Below are 20826 nucleotides of genomic sequence, written 5' to 3' on the forward strand. Positions count from 1 at the left end.
GAAATACTGACTCGCCCGTCAAAACGGCTTTTGAGGAGCCGCTATATTCGAGCTGGTTATTAAGTATCACAATTCCAACAAATAGTTAACAAGTGAGACAAAGGTTTTGGTCATAAACGTAAAAATGTTTGGACACTTATCGAGGGGCAAGATGTAAATATGGCGAGGGAGAATGCAGAAATACTTGGGTATTTCTGCTATGGCGAATTATGGCTTAACGCCTCTGATAATAGGATTTTGCAGACTGATCAGGGTTTCAGTGGACTGGATTTCATCGATAGATTGAATACGGTTTATCAATACATGCTGTAAGCCATCAATAGATTGGCACATGACTTTGACAAAAACACTGTAGTTGCCGGTGGTGTAATAGGCTTCGACGACTTCTTCCAAGGCGTTGAGTTTGGCGATAGCTGCGGGGTAATCTCCGGCGCTTTTCAGGTTAATGCCAATAAAACAACAAACATCGTAGCCTAGTGCTTTGGGATTTACGGTAATTTGGGCGCCGGTAATAATGCCGGCCTGCTTCATTTTTTCCACTCGGACATGAATGGTTCCGGCACTGACACCAAAACGTTTTGCCAGTTCGGCAAAAGGGGTGCGGGCATCTTTCATCAGCGCTTCCAATATCTGGTTGTCGAGTTTGTCACGCTGGTATGAGGTTTCCATGATAAATAGCCATTTTTATTGTTAATTTATCAGGAAATTTACGGGGTTTTGTTAATAAAAGCCAGTTTGTCGGCCAGGAATGTGAGCAAGATGGAATTTACTGCCACCCATATGTGCTTTAGGTGGCAGATTATTATTTCAAAGCCTTTTTATTGCTCACCAGTCGGCTCAGTAAAGGGGACGGGTGCATTGAAGGTCATTGGCTCGCCACTGTATGGGTGAGTAATTGACAATTGTGCTGCATGGAGCAGTAATCTCGGCGCGAGTCGCTTAGCCAAAGGATCAGCATAAAAGCCATCACCTAGAATAGGATGTCCCAATGCCATCATATGTACTCGTAATTGGTGGGAGCGCCCAGTAATCGGAGTCAACTTGACTAAAGTGGAACGATGACCATAACTTTCAACGTCATAATGGGTCAGTGAGGGCTTACCTATATCATGATCCACTTTTTGTCTTGGACGGTTTGGCCAGTCACAGATCAGTGGTAAATCAACACTGCCTTGCTGCTCTTTGATATAGCCAGCGACTCGGGCGTAATAAATTTTATGGGTTTCCCGGTCACGAAATTGTCGTTTTAATTCCCGCTCGGCACTGCGGCGCAGCGCCACCACAATAACACCTGAGGTGGCCATATCCAATCTGTGTACGATTTGAGCATTGGGGTGAATATCCAGTATCCGGCTATAAATACTGTCTCGATGGGCTGGATCCCGACCGGGTACCGACAGTAGCCCAGATGGTTTGTTCACCACCATAATATCTTTGTCTTCGTAGAGAATATCCAGCCAGGGGCTGGTGGGTGGTTGATACACAAAATCAGGCATGGCGGTTAAATTACTCGATTGATAGAAAAAAGGCCGCGGCAAAGATACCTGCGCTATTGGTGTACTGCAAGTCCGGTAATCGTTGTTAACCCCATTGCGGCACGGGTTTTAAGGTTGGGATTCGCTCATGTTGCGTCAAAGGTGGCGAGCTGCATGTGCATTGTGAGTGCATAAAGTAGTTAAACCTAAGGTTACACCGCAGTAGATTAATCACCCCGCAGCTGGTGGGGTAAACATATCACCGTTAATGTGCATCAGACAGAAGGTCCAGATAACAAATGCGAGAGGGCAATGGATCAGGGCGTAAAACACCTGTTCTAAGCGGCTGATCCCGCCATTATCCCAGATCAGATAGAGATGCTCTAATACCACCAAAGCAAAGAGTGCAATGATTGGATAGTAAATGATTTCTCCAACATTGAACGGCACAGTGATTAGCGTGGCAATTACCATCAGTGTTGTGGTCAGTGGTGGCAGTGCCAGTTTGTAACTTTCCGGATATGGAAACAGCATAATCTTCCTTATTTATGGCTGTTTGTCTGGTGGTATCCCCGCTCAAGCGGAGTCAATAAGCTGAGTAAATTATGCTTATCTTCTTATTGATAGTGTATCTCCGTATAACACAGGACTTATTGTGGCTTAGGCATTATGGTTTAATCGGCTTTCGAGCAATAAATTGAGCTTTATATTGCGATATTCCCGCAGTTGGCACTGTGAGTGTTGCTGCCAGACAAGGTGATGTGATTAATCCTTCCTTTTCAAACAGAATTTCCCACTGATAAAATTGCCTTGGTAATTCATTTGGTTGCAGTAAAAAATCTGGATTACGTGGTCTGCCAATTTGTGCCTGTTGCCAAGTAAAGGTTTCATAAACCAGTATGCCACCTGGTTTAATCGCCTTTGCAATCTGCTCGTACAGGGGGCGGTGCAGATAGTTAAATACCCACACGGCATCAAACTGATTTTTTGCTAAATGGCTTTGCCCATCCTCAAGGTCTATGCATTGGCATCGGGCATTGGGGTGGTCAGTTATTTCAGGCAATAACCGACTTAAATCCTTATCGATAAAGCTTACTTGGTGACCGCGAGTCAGTGCAGTCAATCCGCGATGCCCTGTGCCACAGGCCAGATCCAAAATATGGAATTGTTCTGATGCGGGCCATGGAAAATGGCTGAGTAGTGCTGTCATCCTTTGACCTCTTTTTTGCCACCTAACCGGCGGCGGTGTACCACAGAATAATGTCGTAGCCCAGAAGGTCCATGGGTAACCAGTACTGATAACAGCAGAATAATGACAAAGAGTTCCGGCTGGTAATCCGGCAGAGGAATAAATAATACAAGCAGGAGCAGTTTTACCAGTGTTAACACCCCCTTGAGTTGGATAAGCCAACGCCAGTCCTTCACTATTTCCCACAGCATCATGATGGTGCCAGTGCACATTGCCATGACCCAGTAACTTTGCCATTGGGGAAAAGGCACATGCAGCAAGATACCGCCGCCGCTGCCAGCGATACCGAGGATATGGATAGCACGAAGTGCAGTTTTGCCCAGGCGCTGAGCCCAGTAGCGGCGCTCAGAGATAGAGTGTTTTGTCATGACAGTTGCGCGTGGTCAAAAAAAATAGCTTAGCAGGAATTAGCGGTATAAAAAAAGTTAACTGGATCTCATATTCAGTTAACGCTTAATTAATTTTTTGAGATTGAGATATTCAGCCATTGCTGATGTTTTTTTATTCTACATATGTCACAGATTTTCACTTGTTACACCCTAGGTTACAGTTTTTAATTCCTGTTCTATCAACCACATAGATTTGTGAGCTTGATACAAAAATATGCATTTAGATAGTGCTATTTTCTGCGCCCATAACAGCACGTCAACCAGTTTTCCACTGTCGGGATGATGGGAAAAGGGGTGCTGATAAAAATCTAAAAAGATTCTATAAGATGGGAGCAAATGATGAAGACATCTATGTTACGCAAAACTGTACTGGCGGCGCTCGTTTCCGCCTGTATGGCCGGAACTGCTTATGCGCAGGCAGATTATCTGGCTGATTTCCACACTGAAATGGGCGGTTGTGAAAACTGCCACGCTTCAGAAAAAGGCCCAACCGATGACAACCTGAAGTATGAAAATACTCAGTGTGTTAGCTGTCACGGTGATTTGAAAGAAGTGGCCGCTAATGATCCTAAAGACATAGTGTCTCCCCATGCATCCCACCTGATTGGTGATATTGCTTGTACTGCTTGCCATAAAGGCCATGAGAAGTCAGTTGCTTATTGTGATGCTTGCCATAGCTTCGGTTATGACATGCCATTCCAAGGCAAGTGGAAGCGGACTTTTGTTCCCGTGAATGCGGATAAACAAGCACAAGATGCTGCTATCGCAGCCGGCCCAACCGAGTCTACTGATGTTGTGGTCATTGGTTCTGGTGGTGCTGGTCTGGCTGCAGCTGTGGCAGCTCGGAACCATCATGCTTCTGTGATTTTGCTGGAAAAAGAACCTATCCCAGGTGGTAACAGTAAGTTGGCTGCCGGTGGTATGAACGCGGCAGAAACCAAAGTTCAGGCTAAGCTGGGTATTAAAGATAAGAAAGAGATCATGATCGCCGACACCATGAAAGGTGGCCATGAGAAGAATGACTCACAACTGGTTAAAGTGCTGGCGAATAACTCTTCAGATTCCATTGACTGGCTGATGAGCATGGGCGCTGATATGAATGACGTCGGCCGTATGGGTGGCGCTAGTGTTAACCGTGCTCACCGTCCAACCGGTGGTGCCGGTGTGGGTGCTGAAGTGACTCAGATACTGTGGGATGCAGCTGTGCAGCGTGGTACTGATATCCGCTTTAACAGCCGTGTTGTGCGTATTTTAGAAGCTGGTGGTAAGGTCACTGGCGTGCTGGTACAGGGTGCCCGTACTGGTTACTACGTGATTAAAACGGATGCAGTTGTGCTGGCAACTGGTGGTTTTGCTAAGAACAACGAACGCGTCGCTAAGTTTGACCCTAAACTGAAAGGTTTTGCTGCGACTAACCATCCAGGGGCAACCGGTGATGGTCTGGATGTGGCAACTCAAGCTGGCGCTGCTACCCGTGATCTGCAGTATATTCAAGCGCACCCAACTTATTCTCCTGTTGGTGGTGTGATGGTAACTGAAGCCGTTCGTGGTAATGGTGCGATTCTGATTAACCGTGACGGTAAGCGTTTCGTTAACGAAATCACCACCCGTGATAAAGCTTCTGCCGCTATTTTGGCACAAAAAGGCGCTAGTGCTTATCTGGTATTCGATAACTCAGTACGTAAGTCTCTGAGCAAGATTGAAAACTACATCCACCTGCACATTGTTGAGCAGGGTGCAACTTTGGCCGATCTGGCGAAAGAAATGGGTGTTCCAGCTAAGAACTTGGAAGCTTCTGTTGCCTCTTACAATAAGTTTGTGAAATCAGGTAAGGATGATCAATATGGTCGTCCAGATATGCCTCGCGAACTGAACCATGGCCCCTACTATGCAATTGAAGTTAAGCCTGCGGTTCACCACACCATGGGTGGTGTTGTGATTGATACCAAGGGTGAAGTAAAAGACACCAAGGGTAACATCATCAAAGGTCTGTATGCCGCTGGTGAAGTGACTGGTGGGGTACATGGTGCTAACCGTCTGGGTGGTAATGCGATTTCTGACATCGTGACCTTCGGCCGTATCGCCGGTACCGATGCTGCTGTATTTGCAGAAAAAGAATCCAAGTAAGTCGTTATTTGTTACTCCGAACCGGGTCTGCTTGTCAGACCCTCTCCAAAGCGGGCGGTCAGGCGCCCGCTTTTTTTATTCGTCATTGCCGGCTAAATGGGCTTTGTCTGTTTGTAGGGCAGGCGTACCATGCAGTCGGAGTGCTTGTTTCATTGTTGTATTTGCCGGACCTTTATCAGGCCCGTTATTAAGGGGGATATATGAAAATAGGTTTTTTCAGTGCCAAACACTATGACATTGAGCATTTTAACCAATTGAAGGATGAGTTTGGCGCCGAGATTGATTATTTCGAGCTGCGTCTGTGCGCCAAAACCGCCATGCTGGCCCATGGCTTTGAGGTGATCTGTGCCTTTGTTAATGATGAATTGAATGCTGATGTATTGGCCGAATTGGCGGAGCACGGCACCCGGATAATTGCCATGCGCTGCGCCGGTTTCAATAATGTGGATTTGGCTGCCGCTAAGCGTTTGGGATTGCAAGTGGTTAACGTCCCAGCTTATTCTCCCGAGTCAGTAGCTGAACATACCATAGCCCTGATGTTAACCTTAAACCGTAAAATCCATAAAGCGTATCAGCGCACCCGAGATGCTAACTTCTCCCTCAGTGGCTTGGTGGGCTTTAATATGCATGGCAAAACAGTCGGGGTGATTGGGACTGGTAAAATTGGCGTTGCCACTATTCGTATTTTGTTGGGGTTTGGATGCCGGGTACTGGCTTATGATCCTTATCCAAATCCTGCGGTATTAGCACTTGGGGTGTCTTATGTGTCTTTAGATGAGATGTTTCCCCAATGTGACATAATCAGTCTGCATTGCCCGCTGACTGAGCAGAACCACCACTTATTGTGTGAGGAGAGCTTTGCCAAGATGAAACCCGGGGTGATGGTGATAAACACCAGCCGGGGTGGCCTGCTTAATGCGCAAGATGCGATGGAAGCATTGAAGCAGCAGCAAATTGGTTCATTGGCATTAGATGTGTATGAAAATGAAAAAGATCTGTTTTTCGAAGATAAATCCAATGAAGTGATCAAAGACGATGTATTTCGTCGTCTGTCAGCTTGTCACAATGTGATTTTTACTGGTCACCAAGCCTTTTTGACCGAAGAAGCATTGGATGCCATTGCCCGCACTACGCTTAATAATGCTGAAACAGTATTGGCTGGCCAGCGCTGTGGTAATGAATTGTTCTAGCCGTAACTGCTGACTTTTTCAGCGTGGACTGCTAGATTGACTGGCAGTCCGGTTAAATACTGCGCGGCTTTTGTTTGCTGTGCAGTTAGCCGGAGGGCTATCCGGCATCTTTGCACTGTCGATGCCAGATGACATGAGGTCATTGTTTCTCTTAAGCAGGAATCGAAAGCAGGAATCGAACCATGAAGGTGATTCGCGAAATTCATGATATCGCGGTGGCAACAGGCAGTATGCGTACTTATTTGTACCGTCCCGTCCGGGAGGGTATTTTCCCCAGTTTAATTTTTTATTCTGAGATTTTTCAGCACACAGGCCCCATTTCCCGTCTTGCCAGCGTATTTGCTGGGCATGGTTTTGTGGTGTTAGTGCCGGAAATATTTCATCAGCTAAACCCCGCGGGAACAGTACTTGGTTATGATGATGTAGGGCGGGCGAAAGGTCATCAGGATAAGTTGAGTAAGCCACTGGAGAGCCATGATAAAGACACGGAAGCTTTAGTGGATTTTGCTCGGGCTCAGCCGTTTAGTTCCAGTCAGATTGGGGCGCTGGGCGTTTGTATCGGTGGTCATTTGGCATTTCGGGCCACGTTAAATCCTGATGTGCGAGGGGCATTTTGTTTATATCCCACCGATTTACATACGGATAAGCTAACTTGTGAGAGTGGTAATCAAACTCTGATGCGTTGCGGGGATATTCAGGGGGAGGTGCAATTGGTCTTTGGTCGGCAAGATCCTTATATTCCAGTGGAAGGGCGGGAGCAGATTTACCGTGAGCTTAATGCTCAGCACTGTAATTTCAGTTGGAGTGAAGTTAATGCTGAACATGGTTTTATGCGAGATGAGGGCGAGCAGTACGATCCTGAGCAAGCGATGTTGATGTGTCAAAAAGCGGTGGCATTTTTTAAACGGGTATTGTTGTAATTTGCCATGGGTTAGGATAACAAACAGGCCGCAATTTTTGCGGCCTGTTTGTTATTTAATCCATAGTGACAGCCGTGATATCAGTTACGGCTCGCGACGTAAGATTCCAGCTCTTGGGTACTGACACTGGCAATAAACTGATTATCCAGATAGAAGTCTACCATTTCACCGGTTTTCTGACCGCTCATGACTTGCTCAGAGCCATCTTCATAGGTCAGGGTCATCGCGAGACGATCATCGCTTTGGGCTGATACTCGTGCTTGGGTCAGCTTAACCGGTGCGGTGGTCAGATCCCGGTCCAGCTTGTGATTGACTTTAAAAATTGCTTCCACTGGCATATCAACTAACGCTGGTGATTTTCCGGTAATTGGATTTTTACCCGTCCAGAATTCAATCGTATTGAAAATAAACAGGTCGGCAGTAGCAGCAACGCCATAAACAGGTGCCAGCAGCATATAAATCCCGGCGCGGCCATAGCGGTTGTCCACTACGCTCAGGTTGCCTTTGGTAACCATACTGCTCAGGCCCATCTGGCCCATACAGCCAGACAGCTGGGTACAGATAAGCAGGGTGGCGCCGATGGTGATCTTGCTCAGTTTCATTTCATTTTCCCCGAAGTCATCTAACCGAACCAATTCAGTGGCGGCTGATTTTAGCTGTGTTTTGAATGTAAACCGTGTGACCGCTCACGCTTCTTAGTTAATCTATTGGGTGTGTTTGTGTGTTTTTGGTGTGTTTTTGGTGGTTTTTGTGTGAGTTATGCCGGGCTGGTTGTAAAGGTACGTTTTTATTCATCAAGCTTCGACATCTGTTGCTGTTTGTATCGCGGTCAGGTGAGGCAGATCAGGTATAATCGCCGCTTTTATTTTCCGGGGAGAAGCAGGCAAGCATGTCAGATTATCAGATGTTGTGGCAAGGCAGTGACGAATGGGGGGAGATCCGAGTATTAGATGATGGGCAATACCGCATTTTGTCATTTGGGGAGAATGATGAGCAGAGTAAGCAGCTGAAAAGTGCCCCAGGTGTGCCGCAACACTCCTATGTGCAGGCGATGTTGCTCAGTTTGATGTTTTGCCAGCCTAAATCTGCCATTGTGCTGGGGTTGGGCGGCGGCGCATTGTTACATAGTCTGAAACAGTATGATGCTGCCATTAAGTTAACCGCGGTAGAGCTTCGGCCGATGGTGATTGAGGCAGCTAAGCGTTATTTTCAGTTGCAACCGGGTAAAAAGTTGCAGTTGATTGAGGCGGATGCAGTGGATTTTCTGGCATCGGCTGAGCATAAGCGTACCGATCTGATCTTTGCTGATATCTATACCAATGACGGGGTTGATGCCCGACAACTGGCAGAAGTCTTTTTTGCCGGTGCCCAGCGTTTGTTGAAGGCCAATGGCATCTTGGTATTGAATTGTTGGAAAGAACACAGTGTTAATCGTGAGTTGCTGAGTCGACTGCAGTCGCGTTTTGCCGATGTTTATGCTTGCTTAACCGCCGGAGGTAACTGGGTGGTGTTTGCCGCTAATACCCCAGGCACCTTATCTGATGTGGGCTTGAAAGCCCGGGCTGAAGCTTTGTCTGATAAGTTAGATTATGCAGCGAGTCGCAGTCTGAGCCGGTTTGGGGTTTGGCAGTAATATTTTTTAGGTCGATAAAATGAAAGTTTTAGTCACTGGCAGTGCAGGGCGGGTGGGGCGAGCAATCTATATCCATTTGCTGCGCAGCAGCCATCAGGTGGTGGGAGTGGATCGTACCCCTTGTTCCACTGCTGATTTTGTTGGCGATATTCGTGATACCGCACTGTTATCTCAAGCGTTAGTCGGCGTGGATGCTGTGGTGCACACCGCCGCGCTGCATGCTCCCCATGTGGGACGATTACCCGACAGTGAATTTCAGTCTATCAATGTTGATGCCACCATCACCTTGGCCCAAATGGCGCTGCAGCAAGGTATCAAGCGTTTTGTACTGACCAGTACGACAGCGCTATATGGTTATGCTTCCCGCCAATCGGGGCAGGCGGCTTGGATTGACGAAACTGTTACGCCACAACCCAGAACCATTTATCACCGCAGTAAAATCGCGGCTGAGCAGTTACTTGCTGAGTTAGCTGCTAACAGTGATATGACGGTGATTGCGTTGCAGATGTCGCGTTGTTTTCCTGAGCCGGTGGATCAGATGGCCGTTTACCGTTTAAATCGCGGAGTTGATGCGCGGGATGCCGCTAGTGCACATGCCCTTGCGTTGACAGCACCGTTACAGGGATTTCATCGGTTGATTATTTCTGGGCAGACCCCGTTTACTCCGGCTCAGTGTCAGGCGCTGTATTGTGATGCGACGGCAGTGATCCACCGCGCAGCTCCTGAGGTTGCTCATTTGTTTGCTCAGCGTGGTTGGTCGTTACCTGTCCGGTTAGATAGAGTCTATGATGCATCTGCTGCGTGCCGTTTATTGGGCTGGCAACCGCAGTATGGGGCAACTAGTGTTGTGCAGCTGTTTGATATGAGGTTAGCGGAAGTCTTGCCGAGCCTCGCTTATGGTGAAGAGACGGTATTGGATTAGCTGAGTTCTACCATAGCGTCATCTACGCCCGTTTTTTGTCGGGCGTTTTAAGCATTCGCGAGTCATTAATCGGGATTAGATGTTTGCCCAGTGGAATCATTTGATAATGTCTAAATGTAAGTCATTGTTGGATTTAGATTGTTTTGGTTAATTGCTGTGGCGTATTTTGTTATGATGCGACAAAATCATAACAACAAAAGGTCCTCTACAGATGAGAAGTCAATTATTTGCCCCCGTCTTCTTGGCAGCTGCTTGGTTCAGCACATTGCCAGCTCAGGCGGAAAGTTATCATTTCACCCCATCGTTGCAACAATCCTTTACCACGATTGTTATCTTCCAAAATCAACAAGGCACCTTATACGGTAGTGATACCCTATCGGCTAAGACATTGACACAATTAGCCCGAGCAGCTAATGCTGCAGAATTTCGCGGTAAACAGGGACAATTATTAGAACTACTGGCGCCGAATGATATTAGTGCTGATCGGATAATTTTGGTTGGTCTGGGTGATAAAAAATTAACTTCTGGTGAAGTCAATGAGTTAGGTGGCGCACTGGCTCAGAGGTTGGCTGAATTGCCCAGTCAGGATATTGGGATATTAGTTGAAAGTATGCCAGAGGGGGAGCACTTTGCAGCGCAATTCGCTCACGGTATTGAGCTACAGAGTTATCGTTTTACCCGTTATCGTGACGTTGAGCTTAAGCCTAAACATTATCATTTTGCTATTGACGATGCTGCTATTGCCAGCCGTTACCATAGCCAATTGCAGGCGGTGGAAAGTGGGGTATTTCTTGCCCGAGATATGACTAATGCTACTGCTGGCGATATGTACCCGGGGAGTTTTGCGACAGAAGCGCAGAAATTGCGCAAGCTGGGAGTGAAAGTTGAGATCTTAGATCGGCGTAAACTGCAAGCGCTCAATATGGGCGCTTTGCTAGGGGTTGGTCAGGGCAGTGAGCGAGAGCCTTTGCTGGTGGTGGCCCAGTGGCAGGGCAGTGACGATGCCCCTATTGCACTGGTGGGCAAAGGGATTACCTTTGACTCCGGTGGTTACAATATCAAAGCTACTGGCACGACTATTGTTCGTATGAAGTCGGATATGGCTGGCGCAGCAACCGTGCTGGGTACGATCAAAGCCATGGCGGTGCAACAAGCACCAATTAATGTGGTTGGGGTGATGCCTCTGGCGGAGAATATGGTCTCAGATCGGGCACTGCGTCCTGGCGATGTGGTGATGACGGCTGAAGGTAAATCTGTGGAAGTCACTAATACTGATGCAGAAGGGCGGTTAATTCTGGCCGATGGGCTTTGGTATGCACGGACGATATATCAGCCACAAATGATGGTGGATGTGGCAACCCTGACCGGCTCTAAGGTGCGGGCCTTGGGTTATGAATACACAGGCCTGTTCAGTGATCACCCGCAACTTATCGAACAGTTGAGTTATTCCGGTCAAGAAGTGGGGGAGAAGCTCTGGCGTTTACCGTTAGATAAGGTTTATGCCGATGAGCTTAAATCGGATATCGCGGATATGAAAAATACCGGTCGCACAGCCGGAGCTTCGGTGGCCGCTATGTTCCTGCATACATTTGTTGGAGAGACGCCTTGGGCTCACCTGGATATTGCCGGCAATGCCTTGACCTCTACCGGTAATCAGTTAGCCCCCATTGGGGCAACCGGGCATGGGGTGAGGTTGCTCAGCCATTGGCTGACAGAATTTCAAACTTACCCCCAAGCTGATACCGCTGCGCGGTGATCCGGTGAGCTTAACTAACAAGCGCCAGCGATAGATAAAAACGATTACTGAGAAGGGCTGCGATGGCAGCCTTTTTTTATTCCTGTCATACAGTTTTTCTACATTAGCTTTTTGTCTTTGTTTTTACACTATTTTCACCACTAATCAGACTGTTGCACTAGTCAGGTAGCATGGTCTTGGCAAGTGTGGTTGTCCTTTTCACGTTATCCGACATAGGTGGTGACTCGCCATGTTGTCACTAGATAATCTTATAAAAATTAACCTATCACGCTGATGTTGGCGCTTGAGCTCAGGATAATTTGTACGGCAAGGCATGCTATGGAATTGTGGCGCGGCAGTGAAGGTTAATTAACTTGCTGATCTTAGGTGTAAATTGCATGCTCAGTGGCAGATTCGCTAGAGCGGATGATGGCAGAAACGGTGAGTTAAGTAGTTCTGTGATTAATTCAATAAATCGATTAGACCTATAGTTTTAATCTTCTTTATAAATTTCAGTGCTATGGGTATTCTCTACCACATCGACGGGAGACAAGGTTTCCTGAATGCAGAATCTTTACAGAATCAACGATTAATGGAGTTTCAAGATATGTCACAGTCAATTATCAACACTGAGATCAAGCCTTTTAACGCAACTGCTTTTCACAACGGTGAGTTTATCGAGGTTTCTGAACAGGATCTGCTGGGCAAGTGGTCAGTAGTAATGTTCTACCCTGCAGACTTTACCTTTGTTTGCCCAACTGAACTGGGTGACATGGCTGACCACTACGAAAAACTGCAGTCAATGGGTGTTGAAGTGTATTCCGTTTCTACTGATACCCACTTCACTCACAAAGCTTGGCACGATACTTCTGACACCATCCGTAAAATTCAATTCCCAATGATTGGTGACCCGACTGGCGTTATCAGCCGTAACTTCGGTGTCATGATTGAAGAAGAAGGTTTGGCGCTGCGTGGTACTTTCGTTATCAACCCAGAAGGTCAAATCAAAGTTGCTGAAATCCATGACCTGGGCATTGGGCGCAGCGCAAGCGAACTGCTTCGTAAAATTCAGGCTGCTCAGTATGTCGCTACCCACGACGGTGAAGTGTGTCCTGCCAAATGGCAGCCAGGAGAAGAAACTCTGGCACCTTCCCTTGACCTGGTAGGTAAAATTTAAGCTGAATTATCAGCGACATCCTGGAGCCGATGATTTAGACACTTGAGCACTGTCGAAACCGGATATCCTCCATCCATTCGGTTTCATCATCACTCCTGACGGCCCGGGCTTTCCCTGAAGGCTCGGGCCGTCGCTTTTGCCCTCGGCGCATAGATTATTTTTATCATCATCAGAATAAATTAGGGAGTCGCCATGTTGGATGCGAACTTAAAAAATCAACTGCAAACTTATTTACAGCACCTTAAGCGGCCGGTTGAGCTGATTATTGCTGCCGATACCAGCCCCAAGGCACTGGAGTTGGTTCAGTTGGCAGATGAGATCGCATCACTATCGCCGCTGGTTTCGGTCAGCAATCGCGATAGTCAGCGCAGCCCTGCCATGACAGTCACCGGGGAGTTGGGAACCTCTATCACGTTCGCCGGTTTGCCTATGGGTCATGAATTCACCTCTCTGATTCTGGCCTTACTACATACCGGCGGACATCCGGTTAAACTGACTAATGAACAGATTGAACAGATCCGTGCACTGCCGGGGGAATACCGCTTTGAGACTTATGTTTCTTTAAGCTGTCAGAACTGCCCTGATGTGGTACAGGCGCTGAATATGATGGCGGCGTTAAACCCAAATATCAGTAATGTGATGATTGATGGTGCACTGTTCCAAGATGAAGTGACTGAGCGCAATATTATGGCGGTGCCGTCAGTGTACCTGAACGGTGAGCTATTCTCCCAAGGACGTATTACGCTGGCGGATATTCTTAACCGCTTGGATACTGGTGCACAGGCTCGTCAGGCAGAAGCTTTGGCGGAAAAAGAACCTTTTGAAGTACTTGTTGTTGGTGGTGGCCCTGCGGGAGCTTCTGCGGCAATTTATGCTGCACGTAAGGGATTGCGTACAGGTGTGTTGGCAGACCGTTTTGGTGGTCAGGTAACAGAAACCTTGGGCATTGAAAACTTTATCTCAGTGAAGGCGACTGAGGGGCCAAAATTGGTGGCCAATATGGAAGCCCACGTACGTGAATATGATGTAGATGTTATGGACAATAATAAAGCTGTTGCCCTGCGAAAAAATGGCCTGTTTGAACTGGAATTGGCTAATGGCGCTGTATTGAGAAGTCGCACCGTATTGTTAGCAACCGGTGCCCGTTGGCGAGAAATGAATGTTCCCGGCGAGCAGGAATATCGTGGTAAAGGGGTGGCTTATTGCCCACACTGTGACGGCCCACTGTTCAAAGGCAAAAAAGTGGCGGTTATCGGTGGCGGTAACTCAGGGATTGAAGCGGCAATCGATCTGGCTAATATTGTTGAGCATGTCACTGTGTTGGAGTTTGATACCAAACTGCGGGCGGATGATGTGTTGCAACGTAAGGCACGCTCTATGGGAAATATCACCATTATTACCCAAGCAATGACCACGGAAGTTCTGGGTAACGGACAGCAGGTGACCGGGTTAAACTATACCGATAGAGCCACAGGTGATAATCATCATGTTGAACTGGCCGGTATTTTTGTTCAGATTGGTTTGATGCCAAACTCTGAGTGGCTAAAAGATACGATTGATCTAACCCCTCGTGGCGAAATTATTGTTGATGGTCAGGGACAGACTTCTCTGCCTGGGGTATTTGCTGCCGGTGATGTGACTAACTCTGCTTATAAACAGATTATTATTGCGATGGGGAGTGGTGCAACTGCTTCGTTAGGTGCATTTGATTACCTTATTCGTCACAGTGAAACTGATGATGATGTGACAGAACCTGTTGCTGCCTGAACAACAGGTTTAAATGAAGACAAATCGCCTGCCTTGTGCAGGCGTTTTTGTTATTAGGACAGCAAATAATAAGAATATTGTGGGGTGATTTCGGGTGAGTTTATTGCTATGCAGTTTAGTGAATATGCAAAAATAAATACCTGTAATATGGCTACATTATTAAGTTTATATTTTGAACCAATTATATGGGTTGTCTGAGATAGCAAATTAGAGCTTGGCTTTATTTCTCATTAATCTCTACTATTAATCTCTAACATTATTATCTCCATTCAATAAAGCACATTTGACTTTCAATAACGTTGATATATGTGGTTATTTATTATTATCTATGCGGACATCTTATTTATTTTATACTGTCTGATAATGATCTCGATTAAATATAAGCGCCATTAATTGGTCTTTGTGCTGAATTTTTGCTGATGAAATATTGTTTTATTGCTACGTAGTCTGGTTACCAATACCTGTGTACCGAATTTTATTTTCATTCTATGAAGCAAGATCGCTAAGGTTTTGCTTTTAATAAAAATTCCTCTTATTTATCTTGTGGTAATACCGATGTTGTATATATTCAGTATTATATATAATTAAAAAGTATGTTAGATTTTTGTTTCATTTTATCTATTCATGATAGCATCGTGCCTCTGGAATTAACGCTGTAATAGTTAGTCTTGTACTGTTTGATATAACTCAATGGTAGTAATATATATTTTAAATTTATTTTCTGCTGAGGTAATGTCTATTGTCGATCATTTCAGATATTAATCATTTGTTTATCAGTTATATAACAGTGCAGTGTACAGGGTGTTGTTGACGGTTTTATCGTTATTTGCTGTTAAGTTTTAGCAATCATAACTTTTTATGGCGAATCTATTTGTCTTGAAAATGCATGGGTGGGGATAATGTATGGCTATGATCAACCGGATTTTAATATTGCTTACCATGCTTATGGTTGGCTCTGCTCACGCAGTGGTATATGACACGATTAAATACGCCCGCAGCTGCTCTGGGTCAATGCAACCCATGCCCGTGGCGGATGTCAGAGATAATTTAAATTTTTTCAAAAATAATATGGGTAAATGGCAAATTACTCGTATTGCCGATGGCTATGTCATTATGGGCAGTGGTTATGGGAATGCCGTGAAAAAAGGCAGTGCAGCGGGTATTTTCTGTGTTCCTCGATCTGATTCAGCGGCTGTTGCTTATAAAAAGATTGAGTATGCCCGCCAGTGTGCCGCGGGATCATTTCCTGTTCCTGTAAAAGATGTTCCGGCCAATATGAATTTCTTCAGAAATAACCTAGGAAAGTGGCAAATTGTCAGAATTGGTGGTGGCAACGTGATTATGGGCGGAGGCTACAACTACCAAGTTAAGCCAGGTAGTGCTTACGGTGTTTTTTGTGCTTATGGCGAAGGAGATAATTCACCGGTTAAATACGACACAATTACCCACAATCGACATTGTGTAGCACCAACATTTCCTGTTCCACGTAAAGATGTTGCTGCCAATATGGATTTCTTTAGAAAAAATCTTGGTACTTGGCAAATTACACAAATTGCCGATAAGCACGTCATTATGGGCTCTGGCTATAACTATGCAGTAAAACCGGGGACAGCAGGGTATTTTTTCTGTGCTCATCCGCAAAATAGTTTTGTCATCCGGGATAAGGCGACGATGGATAGAATTGCCACTGATGAGAATTATTTTAAGCAGTTAATTGCTAAATATCCCGTTATTACCATGATAACCTCCAATGGTAATACACCTTCCCAAACCGTTGATTTACCACTGGGGGTGGCTAAAGACCGGCAGTTTATTGTGCAGCATCGGACATCGACAAAACTGAAGGTAAATTATGTGAAAGGCATTATTCAATTTATCTATGGTATTGATGCTGAGATTCCAACTAATCAAGATATCAGCTTTAAGTTCAATGGTGAACGCTGGTTGATGGAATCAAATAAGAATGTGTTTTCCCGCAGTGATTTTTCCGATCAGAATACGTTAAATCAATTATTGTTACGTTATCGCGGCATAACGATTCGCACCACGAATCAGGAGTGGCAACCAGAAATAGTGTTACCAAGTAATGGATTAGGTGGCACACCTAATCTGCATGGCACCATGGTGTATTTCGAACAAAAATCTGATCAGGATGTCACTATCAAATATGGAACAGGTGAGAGAAGAACGATTACGCCACCTAAAAATAGTGTCACCGTATTCTTAAATTACTGGAATTTCTGGTATGTGGTTAGTGAGCGGCGCGTTAGTGATAACAGTACATTGGGAAAACTTGGCAATAATCCTGCATTATTAAAACAACAGCTGGAGCAATATAACACTTTGATATTGACAACTTCGGATGGTAATTGGACTGACAGTTTCACCATGCCATCTGCTGCTGAAATCGGTGAGCAAAGGATGCTTGTGTTAAGACGAAACTCATCTTGGGGCGTGAAGTTGAAATTCCCTGGAGTAACTGTTGTGCCTCGTAGAGGTGCCACGATACGTTTTAATGCGTTTGGTGATTGGGCTATGTTCAGTAATTATGTATTTTATCGAAAGGGGGATAGTCAATATGTCTCTACTGCCGCGAAAATAAAACAGCAATTAGATAAATATGGCAATATTTCAATTGCCTTACTTGATGAAGACCATCTTGATGATATTTACCTGCCTGATAATGCAGTCAACGGTGAATTTGTGCGGGTTTATTGGCGGACCGGGGATCGACTTACTGTCCACTATTCAGGAAAAAAATTGAATGTCGGTGGTGACTCCCCTACATTCTACTTTGACAACGGTAGCTGGCGAATCATTAACTTTAACTAAACAAGAGATTTTCATTAAAATAGTAAAGGCCGTCTCAAATGAGGCGGCCTTTACTTATTGGTTATGATGGTTATTGCAAGCGCAAAATCATCTGGCTGAATAAATCAAAGGCAGTTTGCAGTTGCTGCTCATCAAAATCAAAATCAGTTTGATGGTGACCTGCCGTACGGTCGGCGCCAACGATAAAGAACAGGGCTTTGCCCCCTTCTTCGATGACTTTTTGGGCCAGTAGCGTGGCATCTTCACTGCCACCGAAGATTCGTTGATCGACCACGTGGGTGACCCCAGGGGTGTGGGCGGCGACGTCAGCTAACAGCGCCACTAATTCCGGGCTGTTGTTCAGATCAACAGCTTCACCCATCACTTCGGTTTCATATTGCACATCGAAACTGATGGCGCAGCCCTTCGCGATAGCCATCACTTGATCCACCATATATTGGTTGATGGCGGAGTTTTCGCCCCGAACTTCCAGTTTCAGTTCAGCATGGGCAGGAATCACATTGCGGCCTTCACCAGCGTGCAGTTCACCGATATTGATACGGCTCATGCCATCGCCGTGGCGGGAGATGCCCAACAATTGTACTGCGGCGTTACTTGCCGCAGCTAAGGCATTTCGACCTAGATGTGGTTGTGCGCCAGCATGGGCACTGCGTCCTTGATAACGGATATCAATTTTCTGGGTGCAGAGGAAATGGGTTGGATCGACGACAATTTCGCCGCTGTTGGCGATGAAGCTTAAATGCATGCCTAAGAAGTAATCCACATCATTAAGCTGACCGCTTTCAGCCATGGGCTTGGCACCGCGCACCCCTTCTTCAGCAGGTTGGAAGCAGAGTTTAATCACACCGCTAAGTTGATCATGATGATGATTAATCCAATGAGCCAGTGCCAGCCCCACCGCCGTATGTCCATCATGGCCGCAGGCGTGCATCAAACCGGGATTATGGGAGCGGAATCCAGCTTGATTAGGTAGGTGGGACTGGGACTGGGTTTCTGCCACATTGACACAGTCAATATCAAATCTTAAAGCAATCACAGGGCCTGGCTTATGGGTATCAAAAACACCAATACAACCGGTTAACCCTTCCATTTGGGCTAAGGTATCAGCAGCTACACCAGCGGCAGCTGCACGGGTCATTGCTTGTTCTGCTAGCGCCGCATCACGGCCACGCACAAACTCAGGGTTGATGGCTTGGGAGCCAGTTAATACGCGAAAATTATTTTCTTTCAAAAACTCAATAATATGAGCTGTAGTTTGAAATTCAGTCCAGCCGATTTCCGGATTTTGGTGTAATGCCCGGCGCTGGGATTGCATAAAGTCAAAGTAATTCAATTCAGTAGTCATAATAGTTAACCCAGAAGTACAGCAAGTAAGATAATGGCGACGACCATGGCAGGCGCTGTGCGTTTGATAATTTCCATTGGTGATACCCCCGCCATACCGGCGCAGACAATGGTTACCCCTGCAACCGGGGACATGGTGCGGCCCAGAGAGCCTGCGATAGCGGCCAACATCCCCAAGCTTGGAATGGTAAAGCCCATTTGTTGCGCGTGGGGAGTGACAGCCTCATTGAAGGCAAAGGCTGCAGCGTCACCAGAACCGGTTAAAATCGCCATAATAGAAGGGCCGATGGATGCTCCCCATTGGGCGATTTGTCTAGAGGATTCTAAGATGTGGATAAAACTGTCGACTAATCCGGAGACTTTTAAGCCTTCAGCGAAGACTGATGCAGCAATAATAATACCGATCACATCACCATAGGCGCTGCCCATTCCGGAAAAAAAGGTTTTAGTTAAATTAAAAGGATTAGTTCTGGTAAGAATTAATGCCGCTAAACTACCAATGATCATTGCCTGAGCAATGCCTGTTTTAATCTCGGGGAAAATACTATTACCAGTTAGCAATATAACAAGAGGCACAAATGGAATAATAGAATAAATAATATTTGGTTTTATTTTTGTTGCTTCATTGTCACCGGTTTTATTATTAGCAGATGCTGTGCTTTGATCATCATTAGTATGCTTTTCAAATCCATAATCTCTGAATACGACTGCAGTCAATGTCAACAAAACTAAAGTGATGCCCATAATAGTCAGAGAATAAGGTGTGTGAAATGCAATTAGATCGACAATTTCCATATGCGCCATATTAGCAACAAAGGCGTTATGCGCCCAACCTGGACTCAGAACCGAGCCGATAGTACCAGCTAGAATCGCTGCACCCGCCATAGCAGGTTTTACTTTTGAGTTGAGCATTAAAGGGATTAATGTCGCTCCAGCCGCAGCAGCACAGCCTGCAGCAGAAGGGATTGCAGTATTAATCAGCATGGTTGAAGCGGCTGCTGCGGGAATAATAAAAATGCCGAATTTTGATAATACTTTTGAAAGGAAAAACACTAAGTGTTCATTGCAACGAGTGATTTTCATCACGTATGCAAAGCCCATACTGGCGCAAATAGCTTGAATAAGACAAGAAGATGTCATTCGTGTTGCAAAAGCATCTAATGCCGCTAGAGGATGCATTGCAATAATGGCTAATGCTAAACCAGCACCAATTAAAACTGTCCGTGTTTCATATTTTTTTAATAATAAATATATTGTAATAAATAAAATAGCCAAAGCTAAATAAAGCGTAATATTCATTTTGTCAACCTGATGTTGAGTGACAGGATTTATTTAGTTGTTGTTGAGGTGAAGCAAGTTAGATTTTTCGTTGAATTAATCTTGGTATATAAATTTGATTATCTATTCTAAAGCGATGGTGAAAAATTGATTTGTGACTCAACTATCAATTTAAGAAGACTTAAATTGGGAAATTAAACAAAAATTTTTTTAAAATTATGAGTTATGAGTACTTTTAATATAAAAAATAAGATTCAAAGACTTATAGATATATCTAATATACATAAATTATTACTTCACCACTTACTAATAATTTAATATGCGTTAATATTCATCACGGCTAAATACTTATTGATACAAAATAATCTAGTAATTTTAATTAGTTATAATTATGTCAATAATTTAGGTTACTTAATTTTGTAAAGGATGAGACAGCTCTGATAACCCAAGAAAAATTGCAGCACTGCACAATTAATGAAATTGGGGCTAGATCAAAAAAACACACAGTTAATGCCGTAATGCTGTCGTTTTGGGGCGTCAAATGTTTGCGAATTTTCTAGGGTTGATGACTTTTCAAGTTTGTTTTTGCAGCTATTTGAGGGGGCTTTACACAAGTCAGAGGCTTTGATAGTTGCGATACCTGATAAGCCGATAACGCAGTAGAAAGGAGGCTCAAACGCTGCCAGAAGGGTTCAGTTGCTTTGTTGAGCCGTGCTTATTGAGTATGTCAGGAGGTAACCCCTCGCCGCAATTAAAACGTTTTTATCTCGAACAAAATTCAACGACGA

Annotated in this window: 17 protein-coding genes; 9 read left to right on the plus strand and 8 right to left on the minus strand. The window is 45.3% G+C overall.

The window, feature by feature from the left end; all coding sequences use genetic code 11:
* Positions 1–207: 207 nt before the first annotated feature.
* The 5 genes from asnC to NFHSH190041_RS03925 form a co-directional block, all read right to left on the minus strand.
* Positions 208–669 carry a transcriptional regulator AsnC gene (asnC, locus tag NFHSH190041_RS03905; protein WP_261923997.1) on the minus strand — a complete coding sequence of 154 codons (462 nt, stop codon included), beginning with the start codon at positions 667–669 and terminating at the stop codon, positions 208–210.
* 149 nt (positions 670–818) lie between these two features.
* On the minus strand, positions 819–1496 hold the full coding sequence (gene rluA, locus NFHSH190041_RS03910) for a bifunctional tRNA pseudouridine(32) synthase/23S rRNA pseudouridine(746) synthase RluA (RefSeq protein ID WP_261925029.1): 678 nt from the start codon (positions 1494–1496) through the stop codon (positions 819–821).
* A gap of 210 nt (positions 1497–1706) precedes the next feature.
* A complete protein-coding gene (locus NFHSH190041_RS03915) occupies positions 1707–2006 on the minus strand; it encodes a hypothetical protein (RefSeq protein ID WP_261925030.1) in 300 nt (99 codons plus the stop codon).
* A 136-nt stretch (positions 2007–2142) separates the two neighbouring features.
* On the minus strand, positions 2143–2685 hold the full coding sequence (locus tag NFHSH190041_RS03920; protein WP_261923998.1) for a class I SAM-dependent methyltransferase: 543 nt from the start codon (positions 2683–2685) through the stop codon (positions 2143–2145).
* On the minus strand, positions 2682–3092 hold the full coding sequence (locus tag NFHSH190041_RS03925; RefSeq protein WP_261923999.1) for a hypothetical protein: 411 nt from the start codon (positions 3090–3092) through the stop codon (positions 2682–2684). The genes NFHSH190041_RS03920 and NFHSH190041_RS03925 overlap by 4 nt, the downstream gene beginning before the upstream one ends.
* A 360-nt stretch (positions 3093–3452) precedes the next feature.
* On the opposite strand from NFHSH190041_RS03925, the gene NFHSH190041_RS03930 reads away from it, so the two are divergent.
* The 3 genes from NFHSH190041_RS03930 (at position 3453) to NFHSH190041_RS03940 (ending at position 7350) form a co-directional block, all read left to right on the plus strand.
* Positions 3453–5240, plus strand: coding sequence for a flavocytochrome c (locus NFHSH190041_RS03930; protein ID WP_261925031.1), 1788 nt, complete (start codon positions 3453–3455; stop codon positions 5238–5240).
* A gap of 200 nt (positions 5241–5440) precedes the next feature.
* Positions 5441–6430 (plus strand): 2-hydroxyacid dehydrogenase, encoded by a 990-nt coding sequence (locus tag NFHSH190041_RS03935; protein ID WP_261924000.1) that lies wholly within the window; start codon positions 5441–5443, stop codon positions 6428–6430.
* A gap of 182 nt (positions 6431–6612) precedes the next feature.
* The gene (locus NFHSH190041_RS03940; protein ID WP_261924001.1) at positions 6613–7350 is read left to right on the plus strand and encodes a dienelactone hydrolase family protein; all 738 of its coding nucleotides are present in this window, start codon (positions 6613–6615) and stop codon (positions 7348–7350) included.
* An 80-nt stretch (positions 7351–7430) separates the two neighbouring features.
* Here the strand turns inward: NFHSH190041_RS03940 and NFHSH190041_RS03945 are convergent, their stop codons facing one another.
* Complete coding sequence (locus NFHSH190041_RS03945) at positions 7431–7952, minus strand: DUF3332 domain-containing protein (protein ID WP_261924002.1); 522 nt, start codon at positions 7950–7952, stop codon at positions 7431–7433.
* A 287-nt stretch (positions 7953–8239) separates the two neighbouring features.
* Between NFHSH190041_RS03945 and NFHSH190041_RS03950 the strand changes: the two genes are divergently transcribed.
* From NFHSH190041_RS03950 to NFHSH190041_RS03975, 6 genes are all read left to right on the plus strand, one after another.
* Complete coding sequence (locus tag NFHSH190041_RS03950; RefSeq protein ID WP_261924003.1) at positions 8240–8983, plus strand: spermidine synthase; 744 nt, start codon at positions 8240–8242, stop codon at positions 8981–8983.
* A 19-nt stretch (positions 8984–9002) separates the two neighbouring features.
* Entirely contained in the window at positions 9003–9905 is a 903-nt protein-coding gene (locus tag NFHSH190041_RS03955) for an NAD-dependent epimerase/dehydratase family protein (RefSeq protein WP_261924004.1), read from the plus strand.
* A gap of 211 nt (positions 9906–10116) precedes the next feature.
* Complete coding sequence (locus NFHSH190041_RS03960; protein WP_261924005.1) at positions 10117–11661, plus strand: leucyl aminopeptidase; 1545 nt, start codon at positions 10117–10119, stop codon at positions 11659–11661.
* A gap of 586 nt (positions 11662–12247) precedes the next feature.
* A complete protein-coding gene (ahpC, locus tag NFHSH190041_RS03965) occupies positions 12248–12817 on the plus strand; it encodes an alkyl hydroperoxide reductase subunit C (protein ID WP_261924006.1) in 570 nt (189 codons plus the stop codon).
* Between the two features lie 192 nt (positions 12818–13009).
* Positions 13010–14584, plus strand: a complete 1575-nt coding sequence (gene ahpF / locus NFHSH190041_RS03970; protein WP_261924007.1) for an alkyl hydroperoxide reductase subunit F — start codon at positions 13010–13012, stop codon at positions 14582–14584.
* Between the two features lie 903 nt (positions 14585–15487).
* Positions 15488–17416, plus strand: coding sequence for a hypothetical protein (locus tag NFHSH190041_RS03975; RefSeq protein WP_315972966.1), 1929 nt, complete (start codon positions 15488–15490; stop codon positions 17414–17416).
* A gap of 70 nt (positions 17417–17486) precedes the next feature.
* Here NFHSH190041_RS03975 and NFHSH190041_RS03980 read toward each other — a convergent pair whose 3' ends face one another.
* Positions 17487–18761, minus strand: a complete 1275-nt coding sequence (locus tag NFHSH190041_RS03980) for an amidohydrolase (protein WP_261924008.1) — start codon at positions 18759–18761, stop codon at positions 17487–17489.
* A 5-nt stretch (positions 18762–18766) separates the two neighbouring features.
* Complete coding sequence (gene dcuC / locus NFHSH190041_RS03985) at positions 18767–20059, minus strand: C4-dicarboxylate transporter DcuC (RefSeq protein WP_261924009.1); 1293 nt, start codon at positions 20057–20059, stop codon at positions 18767–18769.
* Positions 20060–20826 lie beyond the last annotated feature (767 nt).

The organism is Shewanella sp. NFH-SH190041, assembly GCF_024363255.1.
Classification (GTDB): Bacteria; Pseudomonadota; Gammaproteobacteria; order Enterobacterales; family Shewanellaceae; genus Shewanella.